The sequence below is a fragment of the Pseudomonas sp. 05L36 genome (assembly GCF_056398125.1).
Genome location: NZ_JBFTOU010000021.1, coordinates 14,717 through 39,136, shown reverse-complemented (window position 1 = coordinate 39,136; position 24,420 = coordinate 14,717). Strand labels below are relative to the sequence as shown.

The following is a 24,420-nucleotide window of genomic DNA, read 5'->3' as shown; positions in this document are numbered from 1 at the left end:
GATGGAATGTCGTTGCCTGCTCTTCTGCCTGCTGGGGCTGTCCCTGCCGGCTGGTGCCATGGACCTCAAACAAGCCTGGGATCTGTTGCAGTTCCAGGGCCCTATCTACCAAGCCTCCGTGCATGAAAAAGAGGCCGGCGAGGAAAACCGCGCCATCGGCAAGGCCGGTCTGCTACCGCAGATCAATGCCTCGGGTTACCACAACAAGGTCAATGGCTCCCAAAGCCAGAGCGGCATCGACAGAGATCTCCATTACGACTCAAAGGGCGCTAACGTGCGCCTGCGCCAACCGCTGTTCAACAAACAGAAGATGGCCGAATACCGCCAGGGTCAGCAGCGTGCCGACTACAGCAACGCGGTGTTCGATGCCAAGACCCAGGACGCCGCGGTGCGCTTGTCCGAAAGCTATTTCGATGTGCTCCTGGCCAGCGAAACCATCGTCTTGGCCAAGTCCAAGCTGACCGCCTTCGAAGAGCAACTCGCTTCGGCGAAGCGGCGCATGGAGCTGGGGGCCGGCACCGTCACCGACATCGACGAGTCGACCGCTCGCCGCGACCTCGCCGAAGCCGAGCTGATCGAAGCGCAGGACAACCTGATCAACGCGCGCCGCAAGCTCGAGGAATATATCGGTGAAACCCCCGAGTCAGTGACCACCTTGCGCCCGAGCTTCGATACACCACCGCTGCTACCGAGCAGCCTGCAGGACTGGTTGGTCAAAGCCCAGACCGATAGCCCGCTGATTCATGCGCGCCGTTATAGCAGCGACCTCGCAGCAGAAGAAGTGAAGCGTGCCAGCGCCGGCCATTGGCCAACACTGGATTTCATTGCCGGCTACACCGCGGGTGAGAGCCAGTCACTCTCCGAGTTGAATCAACGCAACCACTACGGCTCGATCGGGCTGGAAGTCAATATCCCACTGTACAGCGGTGGCGGCGTCAGCGCGTTGACACGCCAGGCCAGTGCCAATAGCGATAAGGCCGTGGACGAACTCGACGCCGCGCGACAGGAAGTCATCACCGAAACCACCCGTGAGTATCAAGGCATTCTGAGCGGCGCCAAACGTATTCGCGCGCTGGAGAAGGCAGTGGAGTCCAACGAACGCTCACTGGCATCGTCACGCAAGGGCTTCAAAGAGGGCGGCACCAGCACCAACTCGGACGTCCTCAATGCCGAAGAGCTGCTCTTCGTTGCGCGCCACGATCTGTTCGAAGCCAAGGTGCGCTATTTGATGTCGCGCCTGCGCCTGGCCTCATCGGTGGGCAGCCTGGGTGACGACGATATCAACCAGATCAACGACTACCTCGGCCCGGAACTGCTGGTCACCAAATAACGCTAACCTGCCGGCCGGTCAAGCCAAATGATGGCTGACCGGCGTTCCCCTCCTCGATCCCCACCCCTTCAAATCAGCTCTCATTCAACCCGGTCCTTCGTTGTGGCATCTCGGCGCAGGACGGCAGCCGTTAGCGAAAAAAACGTCAACGCTGAAATTTGCCCACTAAGCCCTTGATTCCCTTTATGCTCGATTCAGTTCCTATTGAAAAGCCACGCCCGGCTCCAGGCTGTAAACTGTTTCCCCATGCGCAAACTTTTGTACCTGACATTTTCCATGGCGTTGCTCGCCGCCCTCACGACCTACGCGATGTGGGCCGCGGACCGGCCGGTGGGTCATTACCTTTCGGACCTGCGGATCAACCTGGCTGTCGACCAGGGCACGCCTGCGGACCGTGGCAATCTGTTGGGCGTCCAGCCCGAACTGTTTCCTACCGACTATCAAAGCCCCGAGCGCTTGCACCGCAAGCTCGCGGCCTATCTGCAAGCAGCCCGGGACCAGGGTTTGTTGAACGGCAAGACCGTCGTGGTGTTGCCGGAACACGTCGGTACATGGCTGATGGTCAGTGGCGAGAAGGATGAGTTGTATCAGGCCAGCACCTTCAAGGAGGCCATGAACTGGCTGGCGGTGAGCAATCCCCTGAAGTTCGCCAAGGCGTTGATCAGCGCCGAGGGTGGCAACCGCCTGGACGATGCCCACCTGCGCATGAAAGCCAAGGCGATGGCCAGAGACTACCAGGCATTGTTCGGAGGGCTGGCCAGGGAATTCCACGTGACGCTGGTGGCGGGCTCCATCGTGCTGCCCGAACCGAGCATCATCGACGGCACCTTGAAAATCGGCCGCGGCGCGCTGTACAACAGCAGCGTGGTGTTCAACAGCGAAGGCCTGCCGATCGGCCAGCCCCAGCGCCAGATGCACCCGTTCTTCGCAGAACAGAACGGGATCAAGGCGAACGGCGAGCACTCGCTCAGCGTCGTTGATACCCCTGCAGGTAGGCTGGGCGTATTGATCGGCCACGACAGCTGGTACCCGGAAAACTACCTCAAGCTCAACGACCAAAGCGTACAGCTGGTTGCAGTACCAGCCTTTGTGGCCGGCCGTAGCACTTGGGATCAACCGTGGCGCGGCTACAGGGGTTCGCCGGAGCCGGCATCGGTCAACTTGAAGCCTGGAGAAGTCAGTGAAGGCCAGGCCTGGCAGCGCCTGACCCTCACGACCCAGATACCGGCCAGTCAGGCTGTCGCTGGCATGAGTGTGTTCCTGCGGGGTCAGTTCTGGGATCAGGGCAGCGCCGGGCACAGTTTTCTCAGCAGTAACGGCCAGCACTTTGCCGACGGCAACGCCCAGGGTGCGCGTTTGCTGAACCTCTGGTTGTAAGCCATGAAACCGCAGCCGATGCGCCTCGGCGATCTGTCGGTGGGCTTTGTTCATAGCCTGGCCGATGCCGTGCGCAGTCATGGCGTCGATCCGCAGCCACTGCTCGATCAATACGGCCTCGATGCAGCACGCCTGAGCGAAGCCGGTGCCCGACTGTCGATACCGCGCTACATGCGCCTGGGCCACAGCGCCATTCAACTGACCGACAACCCGGCCCTTGGCTTGCGCATGGGTCAGCTCAGTCGCCTGAGCCAGATCGGCCTCGCAGGGGTCACCGCCGCCCAGGCGCCGACCGTACGTGAAGCCGCGCGCTGCCTGATCCGGTTCGAAGCCTTGTATGGTTCGAATTATCGGGGTCAATCAAGCTTTCACGAAGACGCCCAGGGCGCCTGGCTGCGTTTCTATTCGATCAGCCCCTATAACGCCTACAACCGCTTCGTGGTGGATTCGATCATCGCCGGCTGGTTGCAGCAACTGTCGAGTGTCAGCCCTGCCCCGCTGCGTGCCGAACGCATCGAGATCGAATTCGAAGAGCCCGGTTACCGCGCGGCCTATGACGTTTTAGGTGACTGTCCGATTCAGTTTGGCGGCGAGCGCAATCAACTGCGCTTGAGCCTGGTAAGTCTCGCCCAGCGCAACCCCGAGCATTGCCCGAGCACCTGGAGACATTTGCTGCAACTGTGTGAGCGGGAACTGGAACAACTGACACGCACCCGCAGCCTGCGTGAGCGCATCATCGCGCTGCTGGGACCGTTGCTCAGTGGTGGCCGGGAGCCTGACCTCCAAGAGGTGGCGGCACGCCTGAAGTTGCCCACCTGGACCTTGCGCCGCAAGCTCGCCGATGAAGGCACACAATTTCGTGCGATTCTCAACGACACCCGTCGCGACCTGGCCATGACCTACATACGCGACACCGAACTGGCGTTCGGAGAGATCGCCTACCTGCTGGGTTTTGCCTCAGCCGAAGCGTTTCAACGCGCATTCAAACGCTGGAACGGGCAGACACCAGGCGAATTTCGCCGCAGCCATCGCCAATCCGCCTGATGCCTACAACTCGGTAGCGTCTTCCGCCGGCTCCAGTGGGTCGAGTTCGAAAGCCTGGTACTCGAGCAGTTCTTCTTGATAATCGTCCATTTTTGAATCCCCCAACCCGTATTGAAAAACGTCTGAATAAATGACCCATTCCATGAGCATAAAGTGCCCGCGTGAAAGAAAAATGACGCGGATACGACACTCTGTCGCCACTGAATAAAACGTAGCAGTTGGTCAGGAATTTATCATTGGTTTTTTTCGCGGGAGACCGCAGAACAGCGGACTTGCTTGATGCGGGTCAATCTTTTGGCTGGTCACAGGATCGGGTCATTTGATCCGACCCTGTGGGGTCACCCTCACTGGCCGGAGACAGGCATCGCCGGAATGGGTTCGCTCGGCGGCGGCAAGTCACTCGGGTTCGACGGTGGCGTGACGATTTCCGGGGACGGTGCCGGCACTACACTCCCGGTCGGCGTGATCGGCGCCACTTCAGGAGGCGGGGCAACCGGCTCGGAGGCCGCAGGCGCCGCTTCAACGGGTACAGGTGCAGGGGCAGCTGCAGCTGGCTGTGTAGCGGGTACCGCTGCCGGTGCAGCCTTGGCTTCAGGCATGCCCAGGTCTGTTTTCGGCTTTTCGGTGATGTGCGCAGCCTTTTTCGCTTCCGGCGGCAGGAACAGCTCGACCAGTGCGAAGAAACGCTCGTAGAACTTGGCGGACGATACGGTTTCGCTGGCGACCTTGACCATCGAGTCATCAGAGGAGCCGATCGGCATCGACACCGAGCCCAACACACCCACACCGAGACTGGCGGAGTTGTTGGTTTTCTTCAGTGCGTAACGATCCTGCAGGGCGTTGGCGAATACGGTCGCGTGGTGCCCTTCGCTGCCGTCATCGGTACAGACCACACTGAAGCTGATCTCCATGTGGTTCTCGCCGGTCTGCTGGAAGCTCTTGTGACCGCTGACCAGCTTCGAATCGTTGCTGGTGATAATGTAACCCTGGCTGAGCAAGGCACGACGGGCGGCTTCACAGCTCTGCGCATCGGTTACCGGATAGTTGCGGGAAAAGGTTCCGGAATCGTCGAAGTTCTCATGCTCGTAGATGGCGGCCTTGTTCGATGAACAACCGGCCGCAGCGGCAAGCATGGCTGCCAGCCCGACAACCCGCATGGGAAGTGATTTAAACATTGAACATCCTGAGGAAAACGGTTCGGGGCATATTGTGCAACAGATCGATGCTTAGCGGAGCATCGATCGTGTCTTAAAACGGTTACAGGCTGATTGACCCCGGTTTTGCGGAAAAGTCACCGCAGCAAATGACGTACGGCCAAATAAAAAGACCCCGGCCTTTCGGCCGGGGTCTCCTGTGCAGCGCTAAACCTGGTCAGCCATCAGTAACGCTTGATGTCCGCCTGGCTTTCCAGCTGCTTGCGATAAGCCGCAAAGTCTTGCTGGCCAATGCGGGAAGCGAGGTAGCGACGATACTGTGCTTTCTCGTCCTCGGTCGGCGCCGCTGCTTCGTTCACGCCATTGAGGCGCACGATCATCAGACTGCCATCAGCCAGCGTCACGCTGGTGAAGGTCGGCTTGTCCTTGGCCGCAGGCTTGGCCATGCGGAACAGCGCTTGCAGCACCGCAGGGTCAACACCTTCCTGAGCGCGGGTCGCCGCTTCGGTGACTTTCCAGGCCTGGCCACCTATTGCCTGATCCAGCGGGGTCTTGCCATCGCGCAGGCTGGCAATCAAGGCTTCAGCCCTGGTCTTGGCATCGGCGCTGGCGTGCTCCTTGGCCAATTGCACACGGATCGCGGCAGAAACGCTTTCCAGCGGCAATTGCGAAGGCTTCAGATGCTCCTTGGCACGCAACACGACCACGGTTTCCGGATCGAGCTCGATGGCGGTGCTGTTCGCCCCCTCATCCAGCACTTCCGGGCTGAACGCAGCAGTGATTACGGCACGGTTGGCCGCAATACCCTCACCGCCTTCACGACCGAATGGCTTGGACGTCTGGACGGTCAGTTTCAGGTCCTGCGCTGGCTGAGCCAGATCGGACGATTCGAACGAGGCGTCTTCCAATTGCTTGCTCGCCTCAACGAAACGCTGCTCGACCTGCTGGGTTTTCAGACCACGGGTCAGCTTGTCTTTCAGACTGGCGAACGTTGGCACTTCTGGAGCTTCAACGCCCAACAGCTTGATCAGGTGGAAACCGAAGTCGGTACGAACCGGCCCCGAGACCTGGTCCTGGCCCAACGAATACAGGGCTTTTTCGAACGCTGGGTCGTAGACGCCAGGACCGGCATAACCCAGGTCACCACCGTTGTTCGCCGAACCTGGATCCTGGGAGAACTCCTTGGCCAGCGCCTCGAATTTCTCACCCTTGGCCAGACGGGCCTGAATTTCTTCGATCTTCGCCTTGGCTTGCGCCTCGGTGGTCTTGTCGTTCACTTCAATCAGAATGTGCGCAGCCCGACGTTGCTCGGACAGGTTCGCGATTTCTTTCTGATAGGCCGCTTGCAGGTCTTCGTCGTTGACGCTGACCTGGTCGAAGAAGGAAGCCTTCTTCAGCTCGAGGTAATCGATGACCACCTGATCCGGCGTCATGAATTCCTTGGCGTGTTCGTCGTAATAAGCCTTGACCTCATCGTCGGTCAGCTTCACAGCCGCCAGGTCGGCCTTGATGTTCAGGGAGGCGAAATCGCGGGTCTGTTTTTCCAGACGGGCAAACGCCAGCACCTGTGCATCGGTCACGAAACCGCTACCTGCCAGGCCGGCACGCAGCTGACCAATCAGCATTTCCTGGGCCAGCATCTGGCGGAATTGCATGCGGCTATAGCCGAGTTGGCGAATCACCTGGTCGAAACGCTCGGTGCTGAACTTGCCATCAACCTGAAACTCTGGTGTTTGCAGGATGACCTGATCAAGCGCCGCTTCGGAGAAAGCGAATTTTGAGTTTTCTGCGCCTTGCAGCAACAGTTTGCGATCGATCAGGCCCTTGAGCGCCGATTCGCGCAACATTTTTTCATCCAGCAAGGATGCATCGAAATCCTTGCCAAGCTGTTGCATGAGCTGACGGCGTTGCATATCGACCGCCTGGCTCAGCTCGTTCTGGCTGATTTCATCGCCATTGACCTTGGCCGCATCATTACTGTGCGACGTGGCCTTGAAAATGGCGTCGAAACCGGTCAAAGCCATCAGAACAACGATGACCCCGATAATAGTCTTGGCAATCCAGCCTTGTGAATTGTCCCTGATATTCTGCAGCATGCGTCCCCCAGAAACGGTTGAACTTCAAAATTAGGCAACCGTGGAGCGTGGGTAGAGTCCGGATAGAAGAAAGGCGCATCCGAGGATGCGCCTTCTCGTAACTGGCGGAGCGGATCGAGGGCTCGAACTGGCGACCCTCGGTGTCTTGAACCGGCGACCTGCAGTCAGGACTGCCGCTCCGCTGCCAAGTCAGGCATGACCCCGACCCGGATGGGTAAAAACCTGAATCGAACTTAGTTGACAGCTTCTTTCAGTGCTTTACCGGCTTTGAAACCTGGTTTTTTGGCGGCTGCGATTTCCAGCGTCTTACCGGTCTGTGGGTTACGACCAATGCGAGCTGGACGATCAGTTACGGAGAAAGTACCGAAACCAACCAGAACAACAGAGTCGCCAGCCTTGAGAGCGCCAGTGACGGATTCGATTACAGCGTCCAGCGCACGGCCAGCAGCAGCTTTCGGGATATCAGCGGATGCAGCGATAGCATCAATCAGTTCCGACTTGTTCACTCTAAGTCCCCTTATATCTATTTGAGTATGATTCTAAGTTTTTTTGGTGAAAGCAAAAACGAGTGCTGAATGGCCTACAGACACTTAAGAGCCGCTTTATAACAAGGGCTCTAAAAAGCTGTCAAGAAAGCCCCCCAGGCAAATACGTACTAATGCGTGCTAATTCTTTCCTTAGAATCTGCGTCGCGTTTCTCATCCTTCGCGACTATCTCCGGAGCCACATCCGGCAAGGGCTCCGGCGCGTATTGCAGCGCAATTTGCAGGACCTCGTCAATCCATTTAACCGGTTTAATCTGTAGATCCTGCTTGATATTGTCCGGAATCTCTTTGAGATCGCGCACATTTTCTTCAGGAATGATCACGGTCTTGATTCCGCCACGATGGGCAGCCAGCAGTTTTTCTTTCAAGCCGCCAATGGCCAGTACCTGGCCACGCAAAGTGATTTCGCCGGTCATGGCGACATCTGCGCGAACCGGAATACCGGTCAAGGCCGAAACAAGGGCCGTGCACATGCCCACACCGGCGCTAGGACCGTCTTTCGGCGTTGCCCCTTCCGGCATATGGATGTGCGTATCGCGCTTCTCATGGAAGTCCAGGGGAATGCCCAGGCTCTTCGCCCGGCTGCGAACAACGGTCAAGGCTGCGGTGATCGACTCGACCATCACGTCACCCAGGGAACCGGTCTTGATCAACTGGCCCTTGCCCGGCACGACAGCGGCTTCGATGGTCAGCAATTCGCCGCCCACTTGAGTCCACGCCAGTCCGGTCACCTGACCGATCTGATCCTGCTGCTCGGCCAGGCCGTAGCGGAATTTGCGCACGCCCAGGAAGTGCTCCAGCATGTCTGCGGTCACCTTCACCGAGAAGCGTTTTTCCAGCGCGTGCTCCTTGACGGCCTTGCGGCAAACCTTGGCAATCTGACGCTCCAGCCCACGCACACCGGCTTCACGGGTGTAGTAGCGGATGATGTCGCGGATCGCTTCTGCGTCAAACTCCAGCTCGCCTTTCTTCAAGCCGTTGGCCGTGATCTGCTTTGGCGAAAGATATTTGACGGCGATGTTGATCTTCTCGTCTTCGGTGTAGCCCGGCAGACGGATCACTTCCATCCGGTCCAGCAACGCCGGCGGGATGTTCATCGAGTTCGAGGTGCACAGGAACATCACATCGGACAAGTCGTAGTCGACTTCCAGATAGTGATCGTTGAAGTTGTGGTTCTGCTCGGGATCGAGCACTTCCAGCAACGCTGATGCCGGATCGCCACGCATATCGCTGCCCATTTTGTCGATTTCATCGAGCAGGAACAGCGGATTGCGGACACCCACTTTTGTCATCTTTTGAATCAATCTTCCTGGCATCGAACCGATGTAAGTACGGCGATGGCCACGAATTTCCGCTTCATCACGCACGCCACCGAGGGCCATGCGTACGAATTTGCGGTTGGTGGCGTGAGCAATCGACTCCGCCAGGGACGTTTTACCCACCCCGGGAGGACCGACCAGGCACAACACCGGACCACGAATTTTCTTCACGCGTTTTTGCACGGCGAGGTATTCGAGGATGCGCTCTTTGACTTCTTCCAGGCCATAGTGGTCGGCATCCAGAATGTCTTCTGCACGCGCCAGATCCAGGCGCACTTTGCTCTGGGCCTTCCACGGCACCTGAACCAGCCAGTCGATGTACGAACGCACCACAGTCGCTTCCGCGGACATTGGCGACATTTGCTTGAGCTTGTTCAGTTCGGCCGTGGCCTTGGCCAGCGCGTCTTTTGGCAGGCCGGCGGCATCGATACGCTTTTTCAGCTCTTCGACTTCGTTGTGACCTTCATCGCTGTCGCCGAGCTCTTTCTGAATGGCCTTCATCTGCTCATTCAGGTAGTACTCGCGCTGACTGCGCTCCATTTGTTTTTTGACGCGACCGCGAATGCGTTTTTCGACTTGCAGCAGATCGATCTCGGCATCCAGCAACGCCAGAACGTGCTCGACCCGGGCCGACAAATCGATGATTTCGAGGATTTCCTGCTTCTGTTCGATCTTCAGGGCCATGTGCGCGGCCATGGTATCCACCAGGCGGCCTGGCTCATCGATGCTGTTGAGCGATGACAGGACTTCAGCCGGGACTTTCTTGCCCAACTGCACATATTGCTCGAACTGGGATAGCAGACTGCGTACGAATACTTCCGACTCGCGCTCTGGCGCGTCGACTTCGTCGATCAGGGAGACTTCGGCACGGCAGTGGCCGTCCACTTCGCTGAAGCGCTCAACGGCGCCCCGCTGCTCACCCTCGACCAGAACCTTGACCGTACCGTCAGGCAGCTTCAGCAGCTGCAGAACGGTGGCAATCGTACCCACGCGATACAGGGCATCTTCACCGGGATCGTCATCAGCCGGGTTTTTCTGGGCCAGCAGAAGAATCTGCTTGTCACCCGTCATCGCAGCCTCGAGGGCTTCGATGGATTTCTCGCGTCCCACGAACAGCGGGATAACCATGTGCGGATAAACCACGACATCACGCAATGGCAGGAGAGGCAATTCGATGGTTGTCTTCATGATTTCGCCTCTACGGCGGCCGTAAGGCCGGAAACAGATGGAAGTAAGCTTGAAACCAAGATGGGGGCAGCCTTCAAAAAAAACAAGCACAAAGACTGTGTAAAACGCGCAAAAAGCAAAGGGGCCCGAAGGCCCCTTCTTTATACCGGCTGCGTGACGCTTAAGCGTCTGGCGCGGCCTTGGCGGTTGGCTCACTGTTTTCGTAGATATACAGTGGCTTGGACTTGCCTTCTATCACGCTTTCATCGATCACTACTTTGCTCACCTCCGATTGCGAGGGGATTTCATACATAGTGTCGAGCAATACACCTTCGAGAATCGAACGCAGGCCACGGGCACCGGTTTTACGCTCCAGGGCACGCTTGGCGACCGATTTCAGTGCGTCGGAACGGAACTCCAGATCAACGCCTTCCATCTCGAACAGCTTGGCATACTGCTTGGTCAGAGCATTTTTCGGCTCGGTGAGAATCTGCATCAATGCAGCCTCGTCAAGCTCGTCCAGCGTGGCAAGTACCGGCAGACGACCGACGAATTCCGGGATCAGACCGAACTTGACCAGATCGTCAGGCTCGACTTCACGCAGGGACTCACCGACTTTCTTGCCTTCTTCCTTGCTGCGCACTTCTGCATTGAAGCCGATGCCGCCCTTGGTGGAACGGTTTTGAATAACCTTTTCCAGACCAGAGAACGCACCACCGCAAATGAACAGGATGTTACGGGTGTCGACCTGAAGGAATTCCTGCTGCGGATGCTTACGACCACCTTGAGGCGGAACGGAAGCGACCGTGCCTTCGATCAACTTGAGCAGGGCCTGCTGCACGCCCTCACCGGATACGTCCCGGGTGATCGACGGGTTGTCAGACTTGCGCGAAATCTTGTCGATTTCATCGATGTAGACAATACCCATCTGGGCTTTTTCCACGTCGTAATCGCATTTCTGCAGCAACTTCTGAATGATGTTCTCGACATCTTCACCCACGTAACCCGCCTCGGTGAGGGTGGTTGCATCAGCGATGGTGAACGGAACGTTCAGCAAGCGGGCCAGTGTTTCGGCAAGCAGGGTTTTACCCGAGCCTGTCGGGCCGATCAGCAGGATGTTGCTCTTGCCGAGTTCGACGTCGTCATTCTTTTTGTCACGCTGATTCAGGCGCTTGTAGTGGTTGTACACCGCTACGGCCAGAACCTTTTTCGCACGCTCCTGACCAATCACATACTGATCAAGGATGCCGCTGATTTCTTTAGGCGAAGGCAATTTATGCGCGCTGCTTTCGGCCTGTGCTTCCTGCACCTCCTCGCGGATGATGTCATTGCACAGGTCGACGCACTCGTCGCAGATAAAGACCGAGGGGCCGGCAATCAATTTGCGTACTTCATGCTGGCTTTTGCCACAGAAGGAGCAATAGAGCAGCTTGCCGTTGTCCTCGCCGTTGCGGGTGTCAGTCATTCGTTCGATCCAAATCCGATAGGCTTGCAACACAAGATGAAGGCTATTGCGGGCTTTTTCAAGCCCGCTGGTGATCGGACCCGCCGACCAGCCCTATTTTGAGCTGCTTATTTCAAGCAGGGCGCTGGGTGATCACTTCATCGATCAACCCGTACTCACGCGCGGCTTCTGCACTCATGAAATTGTCGCGGTTGGTATCGCGCTCGATTTCTTCAAGAGTGCGCCCGCTATGCAGGGCCATCAGCGTGTTGAGACGCTCACGAATAAAGAGGATTTCCTTGGCATGGATTTCGATATCCGACGCCTGCCCCTGGAAACCGCCCAGTGGCTGGTGAATCATCACACGCGAGTTTGGCAGGCAGTAACGCTTGCCAGGGGCACCGGCCGTCAGCAGGAACGCGCCCATGCTGCACGCCTGACCGATACAGGTGGTTGCCACGTTGGGCTTGATGAACTGCATGGTGTCGTAGATCGACATGCCCGCCGTCACCGAACCGCCCGGGGAGTTGATGTAGAGATGGATGTCCTTGTCCGGGTTTTCCGCTTCAAGGAACAGCAGTTGCGCACAGATCAGGTTGGCCATGTAGTCCTCTACCGGGCCAACCAGAAAGATCACTCGCTCCTTGAGCAAGCGCGAGTAGATGTCGTAGGCGCGCTCGCCACGAGCGGACTGCTCGACAACCATCGGGACCAGGCCGCCTGCGGCCTGGATATCAGAGTTCTGCTGAATATACGAATTACGGAACATGCTCTGCAGTCACTCCCAAATAGTTATGTCTTGAATACGCATAAGCCAGCACGAAGGCTGGCTTATGGTGTTTGCTTCTTACCGCAAAAGTGATCAGTCGGCTTGTGGTGCTTCTACCGGCTTGACCGCTTCTTCGTAAGAGACCGATTTATCGGTCACGCTAGCTTTCTGCAGAACAGTATCCACAACTTGCTCTTCCAGCACAACCGAACGAACTTCGTTCAGTTGCTGGTCGTTTTTGTAGTACCAGGACACAACCTGCTCAGGCTCCTGGTAGGCCGAAGCCATTTCCTGAATCATCTCGCGAACGCGGGTTTCGTCAGGCTTCAGGTCGAATTGCTTGACCACTTCAGCCACGATCAGGCCCAGCACTACGCGGCGCTTGGCTTGTTCTTCGAACAGCTCGGCCGGCAGTTGGTCTGGCTTGATGTTGCCGCCGAACTGCTGGACAGCCTGCACGCGCAGACGGTCAACTTCGTTGGACAGCAGAGCCTTTGGCACTTCGATCGGGTTGGTGGCCAGCAGACCGTCCATTACCTGATTCTTGACCTTGGATTTGATCGCCTGACGCAGCTCGCGCTCCATGTTCTTGCGAACTTCGGCACGGAAGCCATCCAGACCGGTTTCCTTGATGCCGAATTGAGCGAAGAATTCTTCGGTCAGTTCTGGCAGCTTTGGCTCGGAAACGGTGTTGACGGTCACGGTGAACTCGGCGGTTTTGCCAGCCAGGTCCAGGTTCTGATAGTCCTCTGGGAAAGTCAGGTTCAGAACGCGTTCTTCACCGGCTTTAGCGCCAACCAGGCCATCTTCGAAACCAGGGATCATGCGGCCGGAACCCAGAACCAGCTGAGTACCCTTGGCGGAACCGCCAGCGAACACTTCACCGTCGACTTTGCCGACGAAATCAATGTTCAGCTGATCTTCGTTCTGGGCAGCGCGATCGGCCACTTCGAAACGGGTGTTCTGCTTGCGCAGGACTTCCAGCATTTTGTCCAGATCGGCATCAGCCACGTCAGCGCTCAGGCGCTCGACGGTGATACCTTCGAAACCGGCAACGGTGAACTCAGGGAACACTTCGAATACGGCAACGTATTCCAGGTCCTTGCCCGCTTCCAGGGACTTAGGCTCGATCGAAGGCTGGCCAGCCGGGTTCAGCTTCTGCTCAACCACCGCTTCGTAGAAGGAAGACTGGATCACGTCGCCTACAGCTTCCTGGCGAGCGTCGGCACCGAAACGGCGCTTGATTTCGCTCATTGGCACTTTGCCTGGACGGAAGCCAGCAATCTTGGCCTTTTGGGCGGTCTGCTGCAGACGCTTGTTGACCTGGCTCTCGATGCGCTCAGCCGGCACGGTGACGCTCATGCGGCGCTCAAGAGCAGTAGTATTTTCAACAGAAACTTGCATGGATATTCCTCGTTGCACAGACGTTAGCCGGCCGTTTCCGACCCCAGAATCAAGGGCATGCATTCTAGTGGGTCAAACTCAAGAAGTCACCCTACTGAAAACGGGTAAAAACGCAGCAGGCAATTTATAGGTGCGAATGCACGAATGCACCTCGCCCCGATGGCAAATACAACCAATCACGCCAGGGCTCTGCGCCGACCTTTCCATATATAGAGAAGGCAGCCAATCATCTCCCTGACAGCCGATCTCGCAAGCAAGGCCGGCGGGCAGGACTGCATCATCGAGAAACATAAATACGACGAAACGCCCCACCCCTGCGACCCGGAACCCGCGGCCGCTGAAACAAAAAAGGCGCCAGACTTTTCAATCTGGCGCCTTTCGAAATATGGGGTGGACGATGGGGATCGAACCCACGACAACGGGAGTCACAATCCCGTGCTCTACCAACTGAGCTACGCCCACCATATTGCCTGTTAAAGAAGTCAAACAAACTTCTTTATCAAGCTCCAGCCAGGCCAACAGCCTGAGTGAAGCTTTAATTGGTGCGGATGAAGAGACTCGAACTCTTACGCCTCGCGGCGCTGGAACCTAAATCCAGTGTGTCTACCAATTCCACCACATCCGCGGATGAAGCCTTTAAAGCAAAGGCGCCAGACTGTTAATCTGGCGCCTTTCGAAATATGGGGTGGACGATGGGGATCGAACCCACGACAACGGGAGTCACAATCCCGTGCTCTACCAACTGAGCTACGCCCACCATATCGCGTTACTTGTGCCAAAGCTGCCTAATGGCGCACCCGGCAGGACTCGAACCTGCGACCATCCGCTTAGAAGGCGGATGCTCTATCCAGCTGAGCTACGGGCGCCTTGTTAGCTGTACCCTTGGAGGACTACAAACTAAGTGCTTTCCAGTCTCGCAGAACCGTAATCCCGCTTAACCTTCTTAACCAGTGCTAGGCTGTGCCCGACAAGTGCGACGAATAGTATAGAGCCCCCCGAAGGTCGTCAAATCATTTTTAAAAAAAATTCATTTAATTAAAGGAGTTAGGGGAATTTGCAGACCAAGCGCCTTTGCCCTCACCGCATGACATGCGAGAATGCGTTCTCTTTTTTTCCCCTCTCGATGGTTAATCACGCGCAATGACTGCACAACTTATCGACGGCAAATCGATCGCCGCCAGCCTGCGCCAGCAGATCGCCCAACGTGTCACCGAGCGTCGCCAGCAAGGCCTGCGCACGCCCGGCCTTGCGGTGATCCTGGTCGGCAGCGATCCTGCCTCTCAGGTTTATGTCTCGCACAAGCGTAAAGACTGCGAAGAGGTCGGCTTTCTATCCCAAGCCTATGACCTGCCTTCCGAAACCACTCAAGAAGCGCTGACCGAGCTGATCGATCGCCTGAACGACGATCCTGCAATCGACGGCGTTCTGCTTCAGCTTCCGCTTCCCGAACACCTCGACGCCTCCAGACTGCTGGAGCGCATTCGTCCGGATAAAGACGTCGACGGTTTCCATCCTTATAACGTCGGTCGCTTGGCCCAGCGCATTCCACTGCTGCGCCCATGCACCCCCAAAGGCATCATGACCCTGCTGGAAAGCACCGGTGTCGACCTTTACGGGATGGATGCCGTGGTTGTTGGCGCGTCCAATATCGTTGGCCGCCCGATGGCCATGGAATTGTTGCTGGCCGGTTGCACCGTGACGGTCACCCACCGTTTTACCAAGGACCTTGCCGGCCATGTCGGCCGTGCGGACCTGGTCGTCGTGGCCGCCGGCAAGCCGGGCCTGGTCAAGGGTGAATGGATCAAGGAAGGCGCGATCGTGATCGATGTCGGCATCAACCGTCAGGACGATGGCAAGCTGGTCGGTGACGTGATCTACGAAACCGCCCTGCCCCGCGCCGGCTGGATTACTCCGGTACCGGGCGGCGTAGGCCCGATGACTCGTGCCTGTCTGCTGGAGAACACCCTGTACGCTGCTGAAACCCTGCACAGCTGAGTTTCAACGCGGACGCTGACAGCGAGTCAAAGAACCCCGCCCCCGGCGGGGTTCTTTTTGCCTGCGAAAAAACCTCGACCGCCCGCCGGAAAATGACATTTTTTTTATGCTTCTCAGGACTTTCACCTGTTACTTGAACAACCATCGACAGTTATTCAGCCATACTCCAGAATGTCGCGCTTTTCAGGAAACAGCCCGTTACAAAACGGCTTATCAACACCCTTTATGAGTCTGCCAGCGTGAAAATCCGTCTTTCCATCCTGAGCCTATTTTTTGCAGTTACAGGGACTTTCCTCACGCCAATCGCCAGTGCTGACGAGACCACCGCAGCGCCGCGAGATACGAAGACACTCAAGCTCGCTTCCGGTAGCTCCTTGCTGCTGGACATGCAGACCAACAAAGTCATCTATGCCAGCAATCCTGACGTGGTAGTGCCGATCGCTTCCGTCAGCAAGTTGATGACTGGCCTGGTCGTGGTTGAATCCCGACAGAACATGGACGAATACATCGACGTCAACATCAGCGACACACCGGAAATGAAAGGCGTGTTCTCCCGGGTCAAACTCCGGAGCGAACTGCCGCGCCGGGAAATGCTGCTGATTGCCCTGATGTCCTCGGAAAACCGCGCCGCGGCGACTCTGGCGCACCACTATCCGGGCGGCTATGCCGCGTTCATTGCTGCAATGAACGCCAAGGCCCGGGCACTGGGCATGACCAACACGCATTTCGTCGAGCCGACCGGTCTCTCCCCGCGCAACGTATCGACCGCTCGCGACCTGAGCAAGCTGTTGATCGCCGCGCATAAGTACCCGCTTCTGACCGAGCTGAGCACGACCAAGGAAAAAACCGTCTCGTTCCGTAAACCCAACTACAGCCTGGGCTTTCGCAACACCGACCATTTGGTCCGCAAGCCGGACTGGGACATCCAGCTGACGAAAACCGGTTTCACCAACGAAGCCGGTCACTGCCTGGTGCTGGTGACCCGAATGGGTAACCGCCCGGTGGCCTTGGTGATTCTTGACGCCTATGGCAAGTACACCCATTTTGCCGATGCCACGCGCATGCGTAATTGGGTAGAGAGCGGAAGGAGCGCGGACGTGCCTTCCGTAGCCTTGCAGTACAAGGCAGACAAGAACCTCAAGCATCGGCAGAGCGGCGTGGTTGAAGCGTCGAAGTAACCTTGCTGCAAACGCATGAAAAAGCCCCGAACATTCGGGGCTTTTTTTCGTCGCGAAGTTAGTCGTTAGGCAGTGGCATCTGGTCGTCATCCGGGATGCCGTCGCCGGTACTTGGATCTCTCCAACCCTTTGGTTTTTCAGTAGGCACCACCGTTGGCCTCGCCAATGGATCTCTCAACGGGCTGTCGGGATCCATCACCGGATCGGTGCTTTGCTCGGGGGTTGTGGGAACAGCCTCTGGACGCTTGTCGTCGAAACTGGAGTCGGTAGACATACGCACCTCCATTGGACCTAGGGTTTCAGATTTGCCAGTGGATCGTAGGGCTTGGCCGGGGCCTTGGGATTATCCCCCGGCTTCACATCCCTCGGTGCCTTGGCGGGCCCGATGGGGTCGACCTGTGGATCGGCAAGGTCCGGAGAATCGGGATCGAAGCCCAGCTCATTGCCAGACGAATGCTCAGACGAGTGCGGACCGACGGGCGTTGTGGAATGAGCCATGGGCGCCTCCTGATCTCGGCCCGGGATATTATTCCGGGCCCTTAAGGATCAGAGGCTGGCGACGGGCGAAGGTGCCCGGCGGGTGACCAACGGACTTACTGGCTGGCCAAGGCTTTTTTTGCCCTGGCGGCGGCCTGTTCCTGACCGGCCTGAGCCAGATCGCTGGCGGCCTTGAGCCAACGCTGCTGATCGACCTGGGCCGGGATTTGCGTCGGATTCTGGATCAGCACGGCCCAACCGCCGGCGTCCTTGAACGCCGACTCGAAGGAGCTGAAGCTCATCAGTTCGCGGTGATTCATCCCGGCCCGCAGCAGGACCGTCTGCTTCTGGCGGTTGTAGCCGGCCAGAATGGCGTATCGCGGTTCGGCCCACATGGCCGAGCCTTCAGTAAAGCGCACCATCACCGGATAACCGGCGGCGACTTGCGTCAACAAGGCCGGCAGGTTGCTGTCAAGGGGATAGACCACCATCCCGTACTCGCGGGCCAGGTTCTGCATGTTCTGTTGCAACTGGGCTTCGGCCCCCGGCAAATGCAAGGGTTTGTCGAGTAACCCCGGGGTAATCACGATACCCTGCTGGGACAGCATGCTGGCCAGCACCTGCGGTCCGCTTTGATACGCATCGCCTCGGTAGAATCGGCCGCTGAGCTCGACACGCTCCGGCAAACGCTTGATCTCGGGCGCAACGCTACCGGCACAGCCCACCAGGCTTGCCACGCAACCGGCTATGAGCATGGTCGACAAAATTCGAGAAAATACCCGCACCATCATCTCTCTCTTGTTCAGGTTCAGACGCCAGGCAATCCCATTCCCGGCTTGGCCGTCGATCATAGGGCGCCGCGCCGCTACGGTATAGCTCTAAACGGTAGTCGCGTGCATTCGATAGAGCGAACTGGTTGGTGACTGCCGACTTTCGCTCAATAGCCTGAAATACAGCAACGGCTAGACTGTTCCCTGAAGGGACGACAGCGAAGCGCGTGTGCCCACAGCAGGGCAAAGAGGAGGCAAAGATGAGCCTGACCATGATCATTGTGATGTTGATTGGCGGTTGGCTGGCGGTAGCCGCCGCCATGCTGTGGGGCGTGCTGCGCATTACTCGCCGCCACCATCACCCTGTTCAGCCAGCACCTGCACCGCAAGCGGACAAAACGCGGAGCCAACACGCCAACGCTCACTGACAAACACCTTTACCCGAGACCAACAAAAACGGCCGCCTGCACTCCTTGGAGTTCAGGCGGCCGCTTCTTTCAGCGACCGTCAGGCTTCAGTGGCTACGCGCTTCTGCCTGGCCCGGCGGGACATCATGTTCAACGCCTCGATCGAAGCCGAGAATGCCATGGCCGCATAGACGTAGCCTTTTGGTACATGGGCGCCAAAGCCTTCGGCGATCAGCGTCATGCCGATCATGATCAGGAAGCCCAGGGCCAGCATCACCACCGTCGGGTTGTCGTTAATGAACTTGGCCAGCGGATCCGCCGCCAGCAACATCACCAGGACCGACACCACCACCGCGATGACCATGATCGGCAAATGCTCGGTCATGCCGACAGCGGTAATGATGCTGTCGATGGAGAACACCATGTCCAGCATCAGGATCTGACCGATCGCGGCAGCGAAACCCAGGGTCACGGTCGAGGTCGCCGACTTCGGATCTTCCGGTGCCGGGTCCATGCTGTGATGGATCTCGGTGGTTGCCTTCCACAACAGGAACAGGCCACCGGCAATCAGGATCATGTCTTTCCAGGAAAACGCGTGGCCGAGAATCTCGATCACCGGCGCAGTCAACTGCACGATGAACGCGATGGTGCTCAGCAAGCCCAGGCGCAGGATCAATGCCATGCCGATACCGATGCGTCGTGCCCGCTGGCGATTGTGCAAGGGCAGCTTGTTGGTCAGGATCGAGATGAAGATCAGGTTATCGATGCCGAGCACGATTTCCATCACGATCAGGGTGGCGAGGGCGACCCAGGCGGTGGGGCTGGCGGCAAGTTGTAAAAGGTAGTCCATGGGTCAGTCCTGACTCGTTGTAATACGGTTTAGATTTCCCGGGAGGAAGATTCGGTTTTTTCCGACTCTTTTTCCGATGATTCTTTTTTGCTGATCAACCCGCTGGTGGCGTCACTGAGTGCTTGCTCGGCGGCCTTGTGGGTATCGTCAATCGCCTGTTTGGCGCTTTCGGCAGCCTTGCCCATCAATTGTTGCGCGCTTTTCTCGGCCTGGTCGCAACCGGCCAGTACCAGTAAAGACGTGATCAACAGTGCCGTGGTTTTCAGCTTCATGATGCTTCCCTCGTTAGAACAAACGGGACCTGAACAATGGCCCGTTGATAGCGATGCATTCTAGGGAAGTGAACACTTCAGGAAAATTCGTATTTTTGCCATGTATACTTCGGTTTTTACGAATGTATGAGCTGCCGAAGGCTGCGATCTTTTGATGTTGACTTTCTCGGGCGATTGAAAGATCGCAGCCTCGTTTCACTCGACAGCTCCTACAGAGGGCCATACATATGTTGAATTATCGGCAATTGCATTACTTCTGGGTGGTGGCCAAGACCGGCAGCATCGTGCGCGCCTGCGAGCAACTGAACCTCACGCCACAAACCATCAGCGGGCAGATTTCATTGCTGGAACAGACCTTTGGCATCGAATTGTTTCGGCGCGTTGGGCGGCAACTCGAACTGACCGAGGCCGGCCGCCAGGCCCTGCCCTACGCCGAACAAATGTTTCAGCTGGGCGGCGAACTGGAACTGATGCTGCGGGCACAACCCAATGAACAGCAGATCCTGTTTCGCGTCGGTGTGGCCGACGTGGTGCCCAAATCCATCGTCTATCGCCTGATCGCACCGACCATGGAGCTGAGCGAACCGCTGCGCATCACGTGCCGCGAAGACAAGCTTGAACGTTTGTTGGCAGACCTGGCGATCCAGCGCCTGGACCTGGTGATCTCCGACAGCCCGATGCCGTCGCACCTGGACATCAAGGGCTACAGCCAGAAACTCGGTGAGTGCGGGATCAGCTTTTTCGCCACCCCGGAGCTGGCGGCACGTTACGGTCAGGACTTCCCGCGCAATCTGCACGGTGCTCCTCTGCTGATTCCCGGGCCGGAAACCGTGGTGCGTAGCCGTTTGCAACGCTGGTTCGCCGAGCAGCAGATCCAGCCGAAAATTGTCGGCGAGTTCGACGACAGCGCCCTGATGCAGGCCTTCGGCCAATCCGGCAGCGGGATCTTCATCGGCCCGAGCGTGATTGCCGATGAAGTGCAACGCCAATATGGCGTGGAAGTGATCGGCCAGACCGACGCGGTGAGCGAGTCGTTCTATGCCATCTCAGTGGAGCGCAAGGTCAGGCACCCCGGCATTGTCGCCATTACCGAAGGTGCCCGACGCGAGCTGTTTACAGCGCTGTGACCACTTCACGCGGCTTGAAGGTCATCAGCGCTATCGCCAGCAGGATCGAGGCGAGGATGAACGCCGCCGCGGCGAAGCCAAGGCCTTGCAGACCGACACTGTCGATCACCCGACCACCGATCATCGCGCCCAGACCGATACCGAGGTTGGCCCCGGCGATGTTCAGCGACGCGGCGAAGGCCGGCGCTTCGGGCGCGGCTTTCATCAGGCGCACATGGCTGACCAGGAACAACGCCGCCTGGGTCACGCCCCAGATGCCCATCGCCGCCGCCAGACCGAGCGGCGAATGAATGTTCGGCACCAGCGCCACCAGGCCGGCGATCATGAACGCGCAGAACATCATCGACGCCATCAGCGGATGACGATCCACCGCCCGGCCGCCCAGGGAGTTGCCGATCAACCCGACCGCACCGAAGCCCATCAGGCACCAGCCAACCACGGTGCCGTTGAAGCCGGCCAGACGTTCGAGGATGTCAGCCAGGTAGGTGTAGGCGGTGAACATACCGCTGAACACAATCACTGACAGCAGCACGTGACCGAGCATCAGCGGGCTGCGCAGGATCTTGAACTGCGAGCGGAAGCTCACCTGATGCTGGTGCAGGTTGGTCTTGGGCAGATAGATAAACAGCAGCAACGCCTTGGCAAAGGCGATGACCGCCAGAATCGCGAAGGCACTGCGCCAGCCGAACGCATCGGAAATCAGCGTGCCCACGGGAATGCCGAACACCGTTGCGCAGACGATACCGAAGCCGATCTTGGCGATGGCGCGACCGGCGTAATCCGGCCCGACGATGTCCACCGCCGTTTCACTGGCCAGCGCCCAGAACACCGGCAGCCCCAGCGCCGGGATCAACCGGGCAAACGCCATCACCCAGATATTCGGCGCCAGCGCCGCCAGCGTGTTGGCCAGGCCAAACATGATCAACACCGAGATAAACAGCTTGCGCCGTTCGAAGCGGGCGAAGTACGCCGTCAGGAACGGCCCGAACGCGGCCACGGTGAAGGCGAACAAAGTCACCAGCAAACCCGCTTGCGGGATGCTGACGTCAAGGTCCCGGGCGATGGCCGGCAACAGGCCAACGATGATGAATTCCGTGGTCAGCACCGTAAAACCGGCTGCAGACAACAGAAGAATGGGCAACAGCATGCAGAACTCCAGAAAAAACGACGACACCAGCGATAGCCCGGAGGCCCACTGGCAGACATGAAAATGAGGATGGCGAATCTTAACAGAGTGTTTCCGAACGCGGTTGCACGAACCTGCCTATCTCGTTGAATGCCATGGTGGCAGTTCGTCACAGGTGTGAAAGATCGCTCCTACGCTGTGATAAAGTCCGCGCCCTGAAAAACGTACACCCTGTGTTCAATGTCGATCATTTAAGGGACAAAACCTGTGGGAGCGAGCTTGCTCGCGATGGCGGACTGTCAGACAACGCAAGTGTCGACTGTGCCACCGTCATCGCGAGCAAGCTCGCTCCCACAAGGATTGCGGCGTTCTACACCCTGTGTTTCCTTCTCGGTTTCCTGCCTGCGGCCTGCCCTGTTCGTTGCTGCAAGCGCGGCGAAACCTCGCACTTATAAAAAATCAGAGATGCCGTTTTATGACTGCTTCATCCCCTTCTCTATTGCACCGCCTCAAACGCCTTAGCCTGGTCACGCAGATCGTGATCGGCCTGATCGCCGGTATTGCCCTGGCGCTGTTTGCCCCCGACATGGCGAAGTCCACGGCGTTCATCGGCAAAGTGTTTGTCTCGGCACTGAAAGCCGTCGCGCCGATTCTGGTGTTCGTACTGGTCATGGCGTCGATTGCCAACCACAAGCACGGTCAGGAAACCCATATCCGGCCGATTCTGTTCCTGTATCTGCTGGGCACTTTCGCCGCGGCCGTGGTCGCGGTGGTTGCCAGCATGACGTTCCCGTCGAGCCTGGTGCTGTCGACCCAGGACGTCGCGGTCACAGCGCCAGGCGGGATTGGCGAGGTGTTGCAAAGCCTGTTGCTGAGCGTGGTCGATAATCCGGTCAGCGCCCTGATGAACGCCAATTTCATCGGCATTCTGGCGTGGGCCATCGGCATGGGCATCGCCATTCGTCATGCCGGCGACACTACTCGTGAAGTGCTGGGTGACCTGTCCAACGGCGTGACGGTGATCGTGCGCCTGGTGATCAGCTTCGCCCCGCTGGGCATCTTCGGCCTGGTGGCTTCGACCCTGGCCACTTCCGGTTTCGGCGCCTTGATCGGCTACGCCCACCTGCTGGCCGTACTGCTGGGCTGCATGCTGTTCGTGGCGCTGGTGATGAACCCGCTCATCGTGTTCTGGAAACTGCGTCGCAACCCGTACCCGCTGGTCCTGACCTGCCTGCGCGAGAGCGGCATCACCGCGTTCTTCACCCGCAGTTCGGCGGCGAACATTCCGGTCAACCTGGAATTGAGCAAGCGTCTGGGCCTGCACGAAGACACCTACTCGGTATCGATCCCGCTGGGTGCGACCATCAACATGGCCGGCGCGGCGATCACCATCACCGTGCTGACCCTGGCGGCGGTGCACACGCTGGGCATCGCCGTGGACATTCCCACCGCGATCCTGCTGAGCGTCGTCGCAGCCATCTGCGCCTGCGGTGCTTCGGGTGTGGCGGGTGGTTCGCTGTTGCTGATTCCGCTGGCATGCAGCCTGTTCGGCATCCCGAGCGAAATCGCCATGCAGGTGGTGGCGGTCGGTTTCATCATCGGCGTATTGCAGGACTCGGCGGAAACCGCGCTGAACTCGTCCACCGATGTGCTGTTCACCGCGGCGGCTTGCCTGGGTGAAGAGGCAAAAACAGAACGCCTGGCCTGATACCGAAAAAGATCAAAAGATCGCAGCCTTCGGCAGCTCCTACTTTGGAGAGCGTGCACCTGTAGGAGCTGCCGCTGGCTGCGATCTTTTGATTCACCAATGAAAAGCCCGCCAAGGCGCAAACCTTGGCGGGCTTTTTTGTACCTGGACGGTTTAGAACGCGCCCATGTAGTCACGCTTGCCCACTTCCACGCCGTTGTGGCGCAGCAGTGCGTAAGTGGTGGTGACGTGGAAGAAGAACTGCGGCAGGCCGTAGGTCAGCAGATAGGACTGGCCGCTGAAACGTTTTTCTTTAGGCGTGCCCGGACGGGTGACGATCTCGATGCCTTCCTTGCCGTTGATCTGCTCTGGCGTGAACTCGCCGATGTAAGCCAGAACCTTGGCGATCAGTGCTTGCAGCTCGGCGAAGGTGGTTTCAGTGTCGTCGTACTTCGGCAGTTCGACTTCGGCCAGACGTGAAGAAATGCCTTTGGCGAAATCAACGGCGATCTGCACCTGACGCACCAGCGGGAACATGTCCGGGAACAGGCGCGCTTGCAGTAAGGCGTTAGGGTCGATGTTTTTTTCGGTGGCGTGAGCCTCGGCCTTTTTCAGTACATCACTCAGGGCGTTGAGCATTTGCTGGAAAACAGGCACGGAAGCGTCGTACAGGGAAATGGTCATGGCAGGTCTCGTCTGGAGGGAACGTGGGTCATTTGCATCTGTAGGAGCGAGCCTGCTCGCGATGGACGTTAACGAAAACGCGCCCTGTCTGGATGAACGCGTTGCGCTTGAGTTCTTCGCGAGCAGGCTCGCTCCTACAGGTGATCGGCATCAGGGGCCGATTATAGCCGCGCGCCGCCCTCCCGAGACCGGTCTTTT

Annotated in this window: 22 protein-coding genes and 4 tRNA genes; 8 read left to right on the top strand and 18 right to left on the bottom strand. The window is 58.1% G+C overall.

What is annotated here, in order from left to right:
* Position 1 precedes the first annotated feature (1 nt).
* The 3 genes from AC1DKH_RS20860 (at position 2) to AC1DKH_RS20850 (ending at position 3,751) form a co-directional block, all read left to right on the top strand.
* A complete protein-coding gene (locus tag AC1DKH_RS20860) occupies positions 2 to 1,330 on the top strand; it encodes a TolC family outer membrane protein (protein WP_477754736.1) in 1,329 nt (442 codons plus the stop codon).
* A gap of 246 nt (positions 1,331 to 1,576) precedes the next feature.
* On the top strand, positions 1,577 to 2,707 hold the full coding sequence (locus AC1DKH_RS20855) for a nitrilase-related carbon-nitrogen hydrolase (RefSeq protein ID WP_477799152.1): 1,131 nt from the start codon (positions 1,577 to 1,579) through the stop codon (positions 2,705 to 2,707).
* Between the two features lie 3 nt (positions 2,708 to 2,710).
* Positions 2,711 to 3,751 carry an AraC family transcriptional regulator gene (locus AC1DKH_RS20850; RefSeq protein WP_477754734.1) on the top strand — a complete coding sequence of 347 codons (1,041 nt, stop codon included), beginning with the start codon at positions 2,711 to 2,713 and terminating at the stop codon, positions 3,749 to 3,751.
* A 344-nt stretch (positions 3,752 to 4,095) separates the two neighbouring features.
* Here AC1DKH_RS20850 and AC1DKH_RS20845 read toward each other — a convergent pair whose 3' ends face one another.
* The 11 genes from AC1DKH_RS20845 to AC1DKH_RS20795 form a co-directional block, all read right to left on the bottom strand.
* On the bottom strand, positions 4,096 to 4,926 hold the full coding sequence (locus tag AC1DKH_RS20845; RefSeq protein ID WP_477754733.1) for a DUF2242 domain-containing protein: 831 nt from the start codon (positions 4,924 to 4,926) through the stop codon (positions 4,096 to 4,098).
* 203 nt (positions 4,927 to 5,129) lie between these two features.
* A complete protein-coding gene (locus tag AC1DKH_RS20840) occupies positions 5,130 to 7,001 on the bottom strand; it encodes a SurA N-terminal domain-containing protein (protein WP_477799151.1) in 1,872 nt (623 codons plus the stop codon).
* Positions 7,002 to 7,234: 233 nt separating this feature from the next.
* On the bottom strand, positions 7,235 to 7,507 hold the full coding sequence (locus AC1DKH_RS20835) for an HU family DNA-binding protein (RefSeq protein WP_002552737.1): 273 nt from the start codon (positions 7,505 to 7,507) through the stop codon (positions 7,235 to 7,237).
* Positions 7,508 to 7,656: 149 nt separating this feature from the next.
* Positions 7,657 to 10,053 (bottom strand): endopeptidase La, encoded by a 2,397-nt coding sequence (lon, locus tag AC1DKH_RS20830; protein WP_477765331.1) that lies wholly within the window; start codon positions 10,051 to 10,053, stop codon positions 7,657 to 7,659.
* Positions 10,054 to 10,213: 160 nt separating this feature from the next.
* Positions 10,214 to 11,497, bottom strand: coding sequence for an ATP-dependent Clp protease ATP-binding subunit ClpX (gene clpX / locus AC1DKH_RS20825; RefSeq protein ID WP_007982210.1), 1,284 nt, complete (start codon positions 11,495 to 11,497; stop codon positions 10,214 to 10,216).
* A 112-nt stretch (positions 11,498 to 11,609) separates the two neighbouring features.
* Positions 11,610 to 12,245 (bottom strand): ATP-dependent Clp endopeptidase proteolytic subunit ClpP, encoded by a 636-nt coding sequence (gene clpP / locus AC1DKH_RS20820; protein ID WP_477754843.1) that lies wholly within the window; start codon positions 12,243 to 12,245, stop codon positions 11,610 to 11,612.
* A 93-nt stretch (positions 12,246 to 12,338) separates the two neighbouring features.
* Entirely contained in the window at positions 12,339 to 13,649 is a 1,311-nt protein-coding gene (gene tig, locus AC1DKH_RS20815; protein ID WP_477754842.1) for a trigger factor, read from the bottom strand.
* A 386-nt stretch (positions 13,650 to 14,035) separates the two neighbouring features.
* Positions 14,036 to 14,111, bottom strand: a tRNA-His gene (locus AC1DKH_RS20810).
* Between the two features lie 78 nt (positions 14,112 to 14,189).
* Positions 14,190 to 14,274, bottom strand: a tRNA-Leu gene (locus AC1DKH_RS20805).
* A gap of 56 nt (positions 14,275 to 14,330) precedes the next feature.
* Positions 14,331 to 14,406, bottom strand: a tRNA-His gene (locus AC1DKH_RS20800).
* A gap of 32 nt (positions 14,407 to 14,438) precedes the next feature.
* Positions 14,439 to 14,515, bottom strand: a tRNA-Arg gene (locus AC1DKH_RS20795).
* Between the two features lie 274 nt (positions 14,516 to 14,789).
* Here AC1DKH_RS20795 and folD point away from each other — a divergent pair.
* Together folD and pbpG are read left to right on the top strand one after the other, a co-directional pair.
* A complete protein-coding gene (folD, locus tag AC1DKH_RS20790) occupies positions 14,790 to 15,644 on the top strand; it encodes a bifunctional methylenetetrahydrofolate dehydrogenase/methenyltetrahydrofolate cyclohydrolase FolD (RefSeq protein WP_046043051.1) in 855 nt (284 codons plus the stop codon).
* 239 nt (positions 15,645 to 15,883) lie between these two features.
* Positions 15,884 to 16,822: a D-alanyl-D-alanine endopeptidase gene (gene pbpG / locus AC1DKH_RS20785; RefSeq protein WP_477765332.1), complete on the top strand. Its 939-nt coding sequence runs from the start codon at positions 15,884 to 15,886 to the stop codon at positions 16,820 to 16,822.
* A 58-nt stretch (positions 16,823 to 16,880) separates the two neighbouring features.
* Here the strand turns inward: pbpG and AC1DKH_RS20780 are convergent, their stop codons facing one another.
* The 3 genes from AC1DKH_RS20780 to AC1DKH_RS20770 all read right to left on the bottom strand — a co-directional run bounded on the left by AC1DKH_RS20780 (position 16,881) and on the right by AC1DKH_RS20770 (position 18,150).
* Positions 16,881 to 17,096, bottom strand: a complete 216-nt coding sequence (locus tag AC1DKH_RS20780; protein WP_477754840.1) for a hypothetical protein — start codon at positions 17,094 to 17,096, stop codon at positions 16,881 to 16,883.
* 17 nt (positions 17,097 to 17,113) lie between these two features.
* Complete coding sequence (locus tag AC1DKH_RS20775) at positions 17,114 to 17,320, bottom strand: DUF6021 family protein (RefSeq protein ID WP_477754839.1); 207 nt, start codon at positions 17,318 to 17,320, stop codon at positions 17,114 to 17,116.
* A gap of 95 nt (positions 17,321 to 17,415) precedes the next feature.
* Positions 17,416 to 18,150 carry a peptidase C39 family protein gene (locus AC1DKH_RS20770; protein ID WP_477754838.1) on the bottom strand — a complete coding sequence of 245 codons (735 nt, stop codon included), beginning with the start codon at positions 18,148 to 18,150 and terminating at the stop codon, positions 17,416 to 17,418.
* Between the two features lie 179 nt (positions 18,151 to 18,329).
* Between AC1DKH_RS20770 and AC1DKH_RS20765 the strand changes: the two genes are divergently transcribed.
* On the top strand, positions 18,330 to 18,497 hold the full coding sequence (locus AC1DKH_RS20765) for a hypothetical protein (RefSeq protein ID WP_477754837.1): 168 nt from the start codon (positions 18,330 to 18,332) through the stop codon (positions 18,495 to 18,497).
* A gap of 79 nt (positions 18,498 to 18,576) precedes the next feature.
* Here AC1DKH_RS20765 and AC1DKH_RS20760 read toward each other — a convergent pair whose 3' ends face one another.
* Together AC1DKH_RS20760 and AC1DKH_RS20755 are read right to left on the bottom strand one after the other, a co-directional pair.
* Entirely contained in the window at positions 18,577 to 19,326 is a 750-nt protein-coding gene (locus AC1DKH_RS20760) for a TerC family protein (protein WP_477754836.1), read from the bottom strand.
* A gap of 29 nt (positions 19,327 to 19,355) precedes the next feature.
* Positions 19,356 to 19,598 (bottom strand): hypothetical protein, encoded by a 243-nt coding sequence (locus tag AC1DKH_RS20755; protein WP_477799150.1) that lies wholly within the window; start codon positions 19,596 to 19,598, stop codon positions 19,356 to 19,358.
* Positions 19,599 to 19,825: 227 nt separating this feature from the next.
* Here AC1DKH_RS20755 and nhaR point away from each other — a divergent pair, with 227 nt between their 5' ends.
* On the top strand, positions 19,826 to 20,725 hold the full coding sequence (gene nhaR / locus AC1DKH_RS20750) for a transcriptional activator NhaR (protein WP_477754834.1): 900 nt from the start codon (positions 19,826 to 19,828) through the stop codon (positions 20,723 to 20,725).
* On the opposite strand, the gene AC1DKH_RS20745 is transcribed toward nhaR, so the two are convergent.
* The gene (locus AC1DKH_RS20745; protein ID WP_477754833.1) at positions 20,712 to 21,872 is read right to left on the bottom strand and encodes an MFS transporter; all 1,161 of its coding nucleotides are present in this window, start codon (positions 21,870 to 21,872) and stop codon (positions 20,712 to 20,714) included. The genes nhaR and AC1DKH_RS20745 overlap by 14 nt on opposite strands.
* Positions 21,873 to 22,326: 454 nt before the next feature.
* On the opposite strand from AC1DKH_RS20745, the gene sstT reads away from it, so the two are divergent.
* Complete coding sequence (sstT, locus tag AC1DKH_RS20740) at positions 22,327 to 23,559, top strand: serine/threonine transporter SstT (protein WP_477765334.1); 1,233 nt, start codon at positions 22,327 to 22,329, stop codon at positions 23,557 to 23,559.
* A 153-nt stretch (positions 23,560 to 23,712) separates the two neighbouring features.
* Here sstT and AC1DKH_RS20735 read toward each other — a convergent pair whose 3' ends face one another.
* Positions 23,713 to 24,222 (bottom strand): DUF1993 domain-containing protein, encoded by a 510-nt coding sequence (locus AC1DKH_RS20735; RefSeq protein WP_477799149.1) that lies wholly within the window; start codon positions 24,220 to 24,222, stop codon positions 23,713 to 23,715.
* Positions 24,223 to 24,420 lie beyond the last annotated feature (198 nt).

Excerpts from the sequence above, each read along its gene's own strand:
- AC1DKH_RS20765 (WP_477754837.1), top strand. The coding sequence starts at position 18,330 with ATGAGCCTGACCATGATCATTGTGATGTTGATTGGCGGTTGGCTGGCG.
- AC1DKH_RS20770 (WP_477754838.1), bottom strand. The coding sequence starts at position 18,150 with ATGATCGACGGCCAAGCCGGGAATGGGATTGCCTGGCGTCTGAACCTG.
- AC1DKH_RS20850 (WP_477754734.1), top strand. The coding sequence starts at position 2,711 with ATGAAACCGCAGCCGATGCGCCTCGGCGATCTGTCGGTGGGCTTTGTT.
- AC1DKH_RS20745 (WP_477754833.1), bottom strand. The coding sequence starts at position 21,872 with ATGCTGTTGCCCATTCTTCTGTTGTCTGCAGCCGGTTTTACGGTGCTG.
- tig (WP_477754842.1), bottom strand. The coding sequence starts at position 13,649 with ATGCAAGTTTCTGTTGAAAATACTACTGCTCTTGAGCGCCGCATGAGC.
- AC1DKH_RS20780 (WP_477754840.1), bottom strand. The coding sequence starts at position 17,096 with ATGTCTACCGACTCCAGTTTCGACGACAAGCGTCCAGAGGCTGTTCCC.
- sstT (WP_477765334.1), top strand. The coding sequence starts at position 22,327 with ATGACTGCTTCATCCCCTTCTCTATTGCACCGCCTCAAACGCCTTAGC.
- AC1DKH_RS20845 (WP_477754733.1), bottom strand. The coding sequence starts at position 4,926 with ATGTTTAAATCACTTCCCATGCGGGTTGTCGGGCTGGCAGCCATGCTT.
- folD (WP_046043051.1), top strand. The coding sequence starts at position 14,790 with ATGACTGCACAACTTATCGACGGCAAATCGATCGCCGCCAGCCTGCGC.
- clpP (WP_477754843.1), bottom strand. The coding sequence starts at position 12,245 with ATGTTCCGTAATTCGTATATTCAGCAGAACTCTGATATCCAGGCCGCA.
- AC1DKH_RS20860 (WP_477754736.1), top strand. The coding sequence starts at position 2 with ATGGAATGTCGTTGCCTGCTCTTCTGCCTGCTGGGGCTGTCCCTGCCG.
- AC1DKH_RS20735 (WP_477799149.1), bottom strand. The coding sequence starts at position 24,222 with ATGACCATTTCCCTGTACGACGCTTCCGTGCCTGTTTTCCAGCAAATG.
- AC1DKH_RS20755 (WP_477799150.1), bottom strand. The coding sequence starts at position 19,598 with ATGAAGCTGAAAACCACGGCACTGTTGATCACGTCTTTACTGGTACTG.
- AC1DKH_RS20855 (WP_477799152.1), top strand. The coding sequence starts at position 1,577 with ATGCGCAAACTTTTGTACCTGACATTTTCCATGGCGTTGCTCGCCGCC.
- AC1DKH_RS20775 (WP_477754839.1), bottom strand. The coding sequence starts at position 17,320 with ATGGCTCATTCCACAACGCCCGTCGGTCCGCACTCGTCTGAGCATTCG.
- clpX (WP_007982210.1), bottom strand. The coding sequence starts at position 11,497 with ATGACTGACACCCGCAACGGCGAGGACAACGGCAAGCTGCTCTATTGC.
- nhaR (WP_477754834.1), top strand. The coding sequence starts at position 19,826 with ATGTTGAATTATCGGCAATTGCATTACTTCTGGGTGGTGGCCAAGACC.
- AC1DKH_RS20760 (WP_477754836.1), bottom strand. The coding sequence starts at position 19,326 with ATGGACTACCTTTTACAACTTGCCGCCAGCCCCACCGCCTGGGTCGCC.
- AC1DKH_RS20840 (WP_477799151.1), bottom strand. The coding sequence starts at position 7,001 with ATGCTGCAGAATATCAGGGACAATTCACAAGGCTGGATTGCCAAGACT.
- lon (WP_477765331.1), bottom strand. The coding sequence starts at position 10,053 with ATGAAGACAACCATCGAATTGCCTCTCCTGCCATTGCGTGATGTCGTG.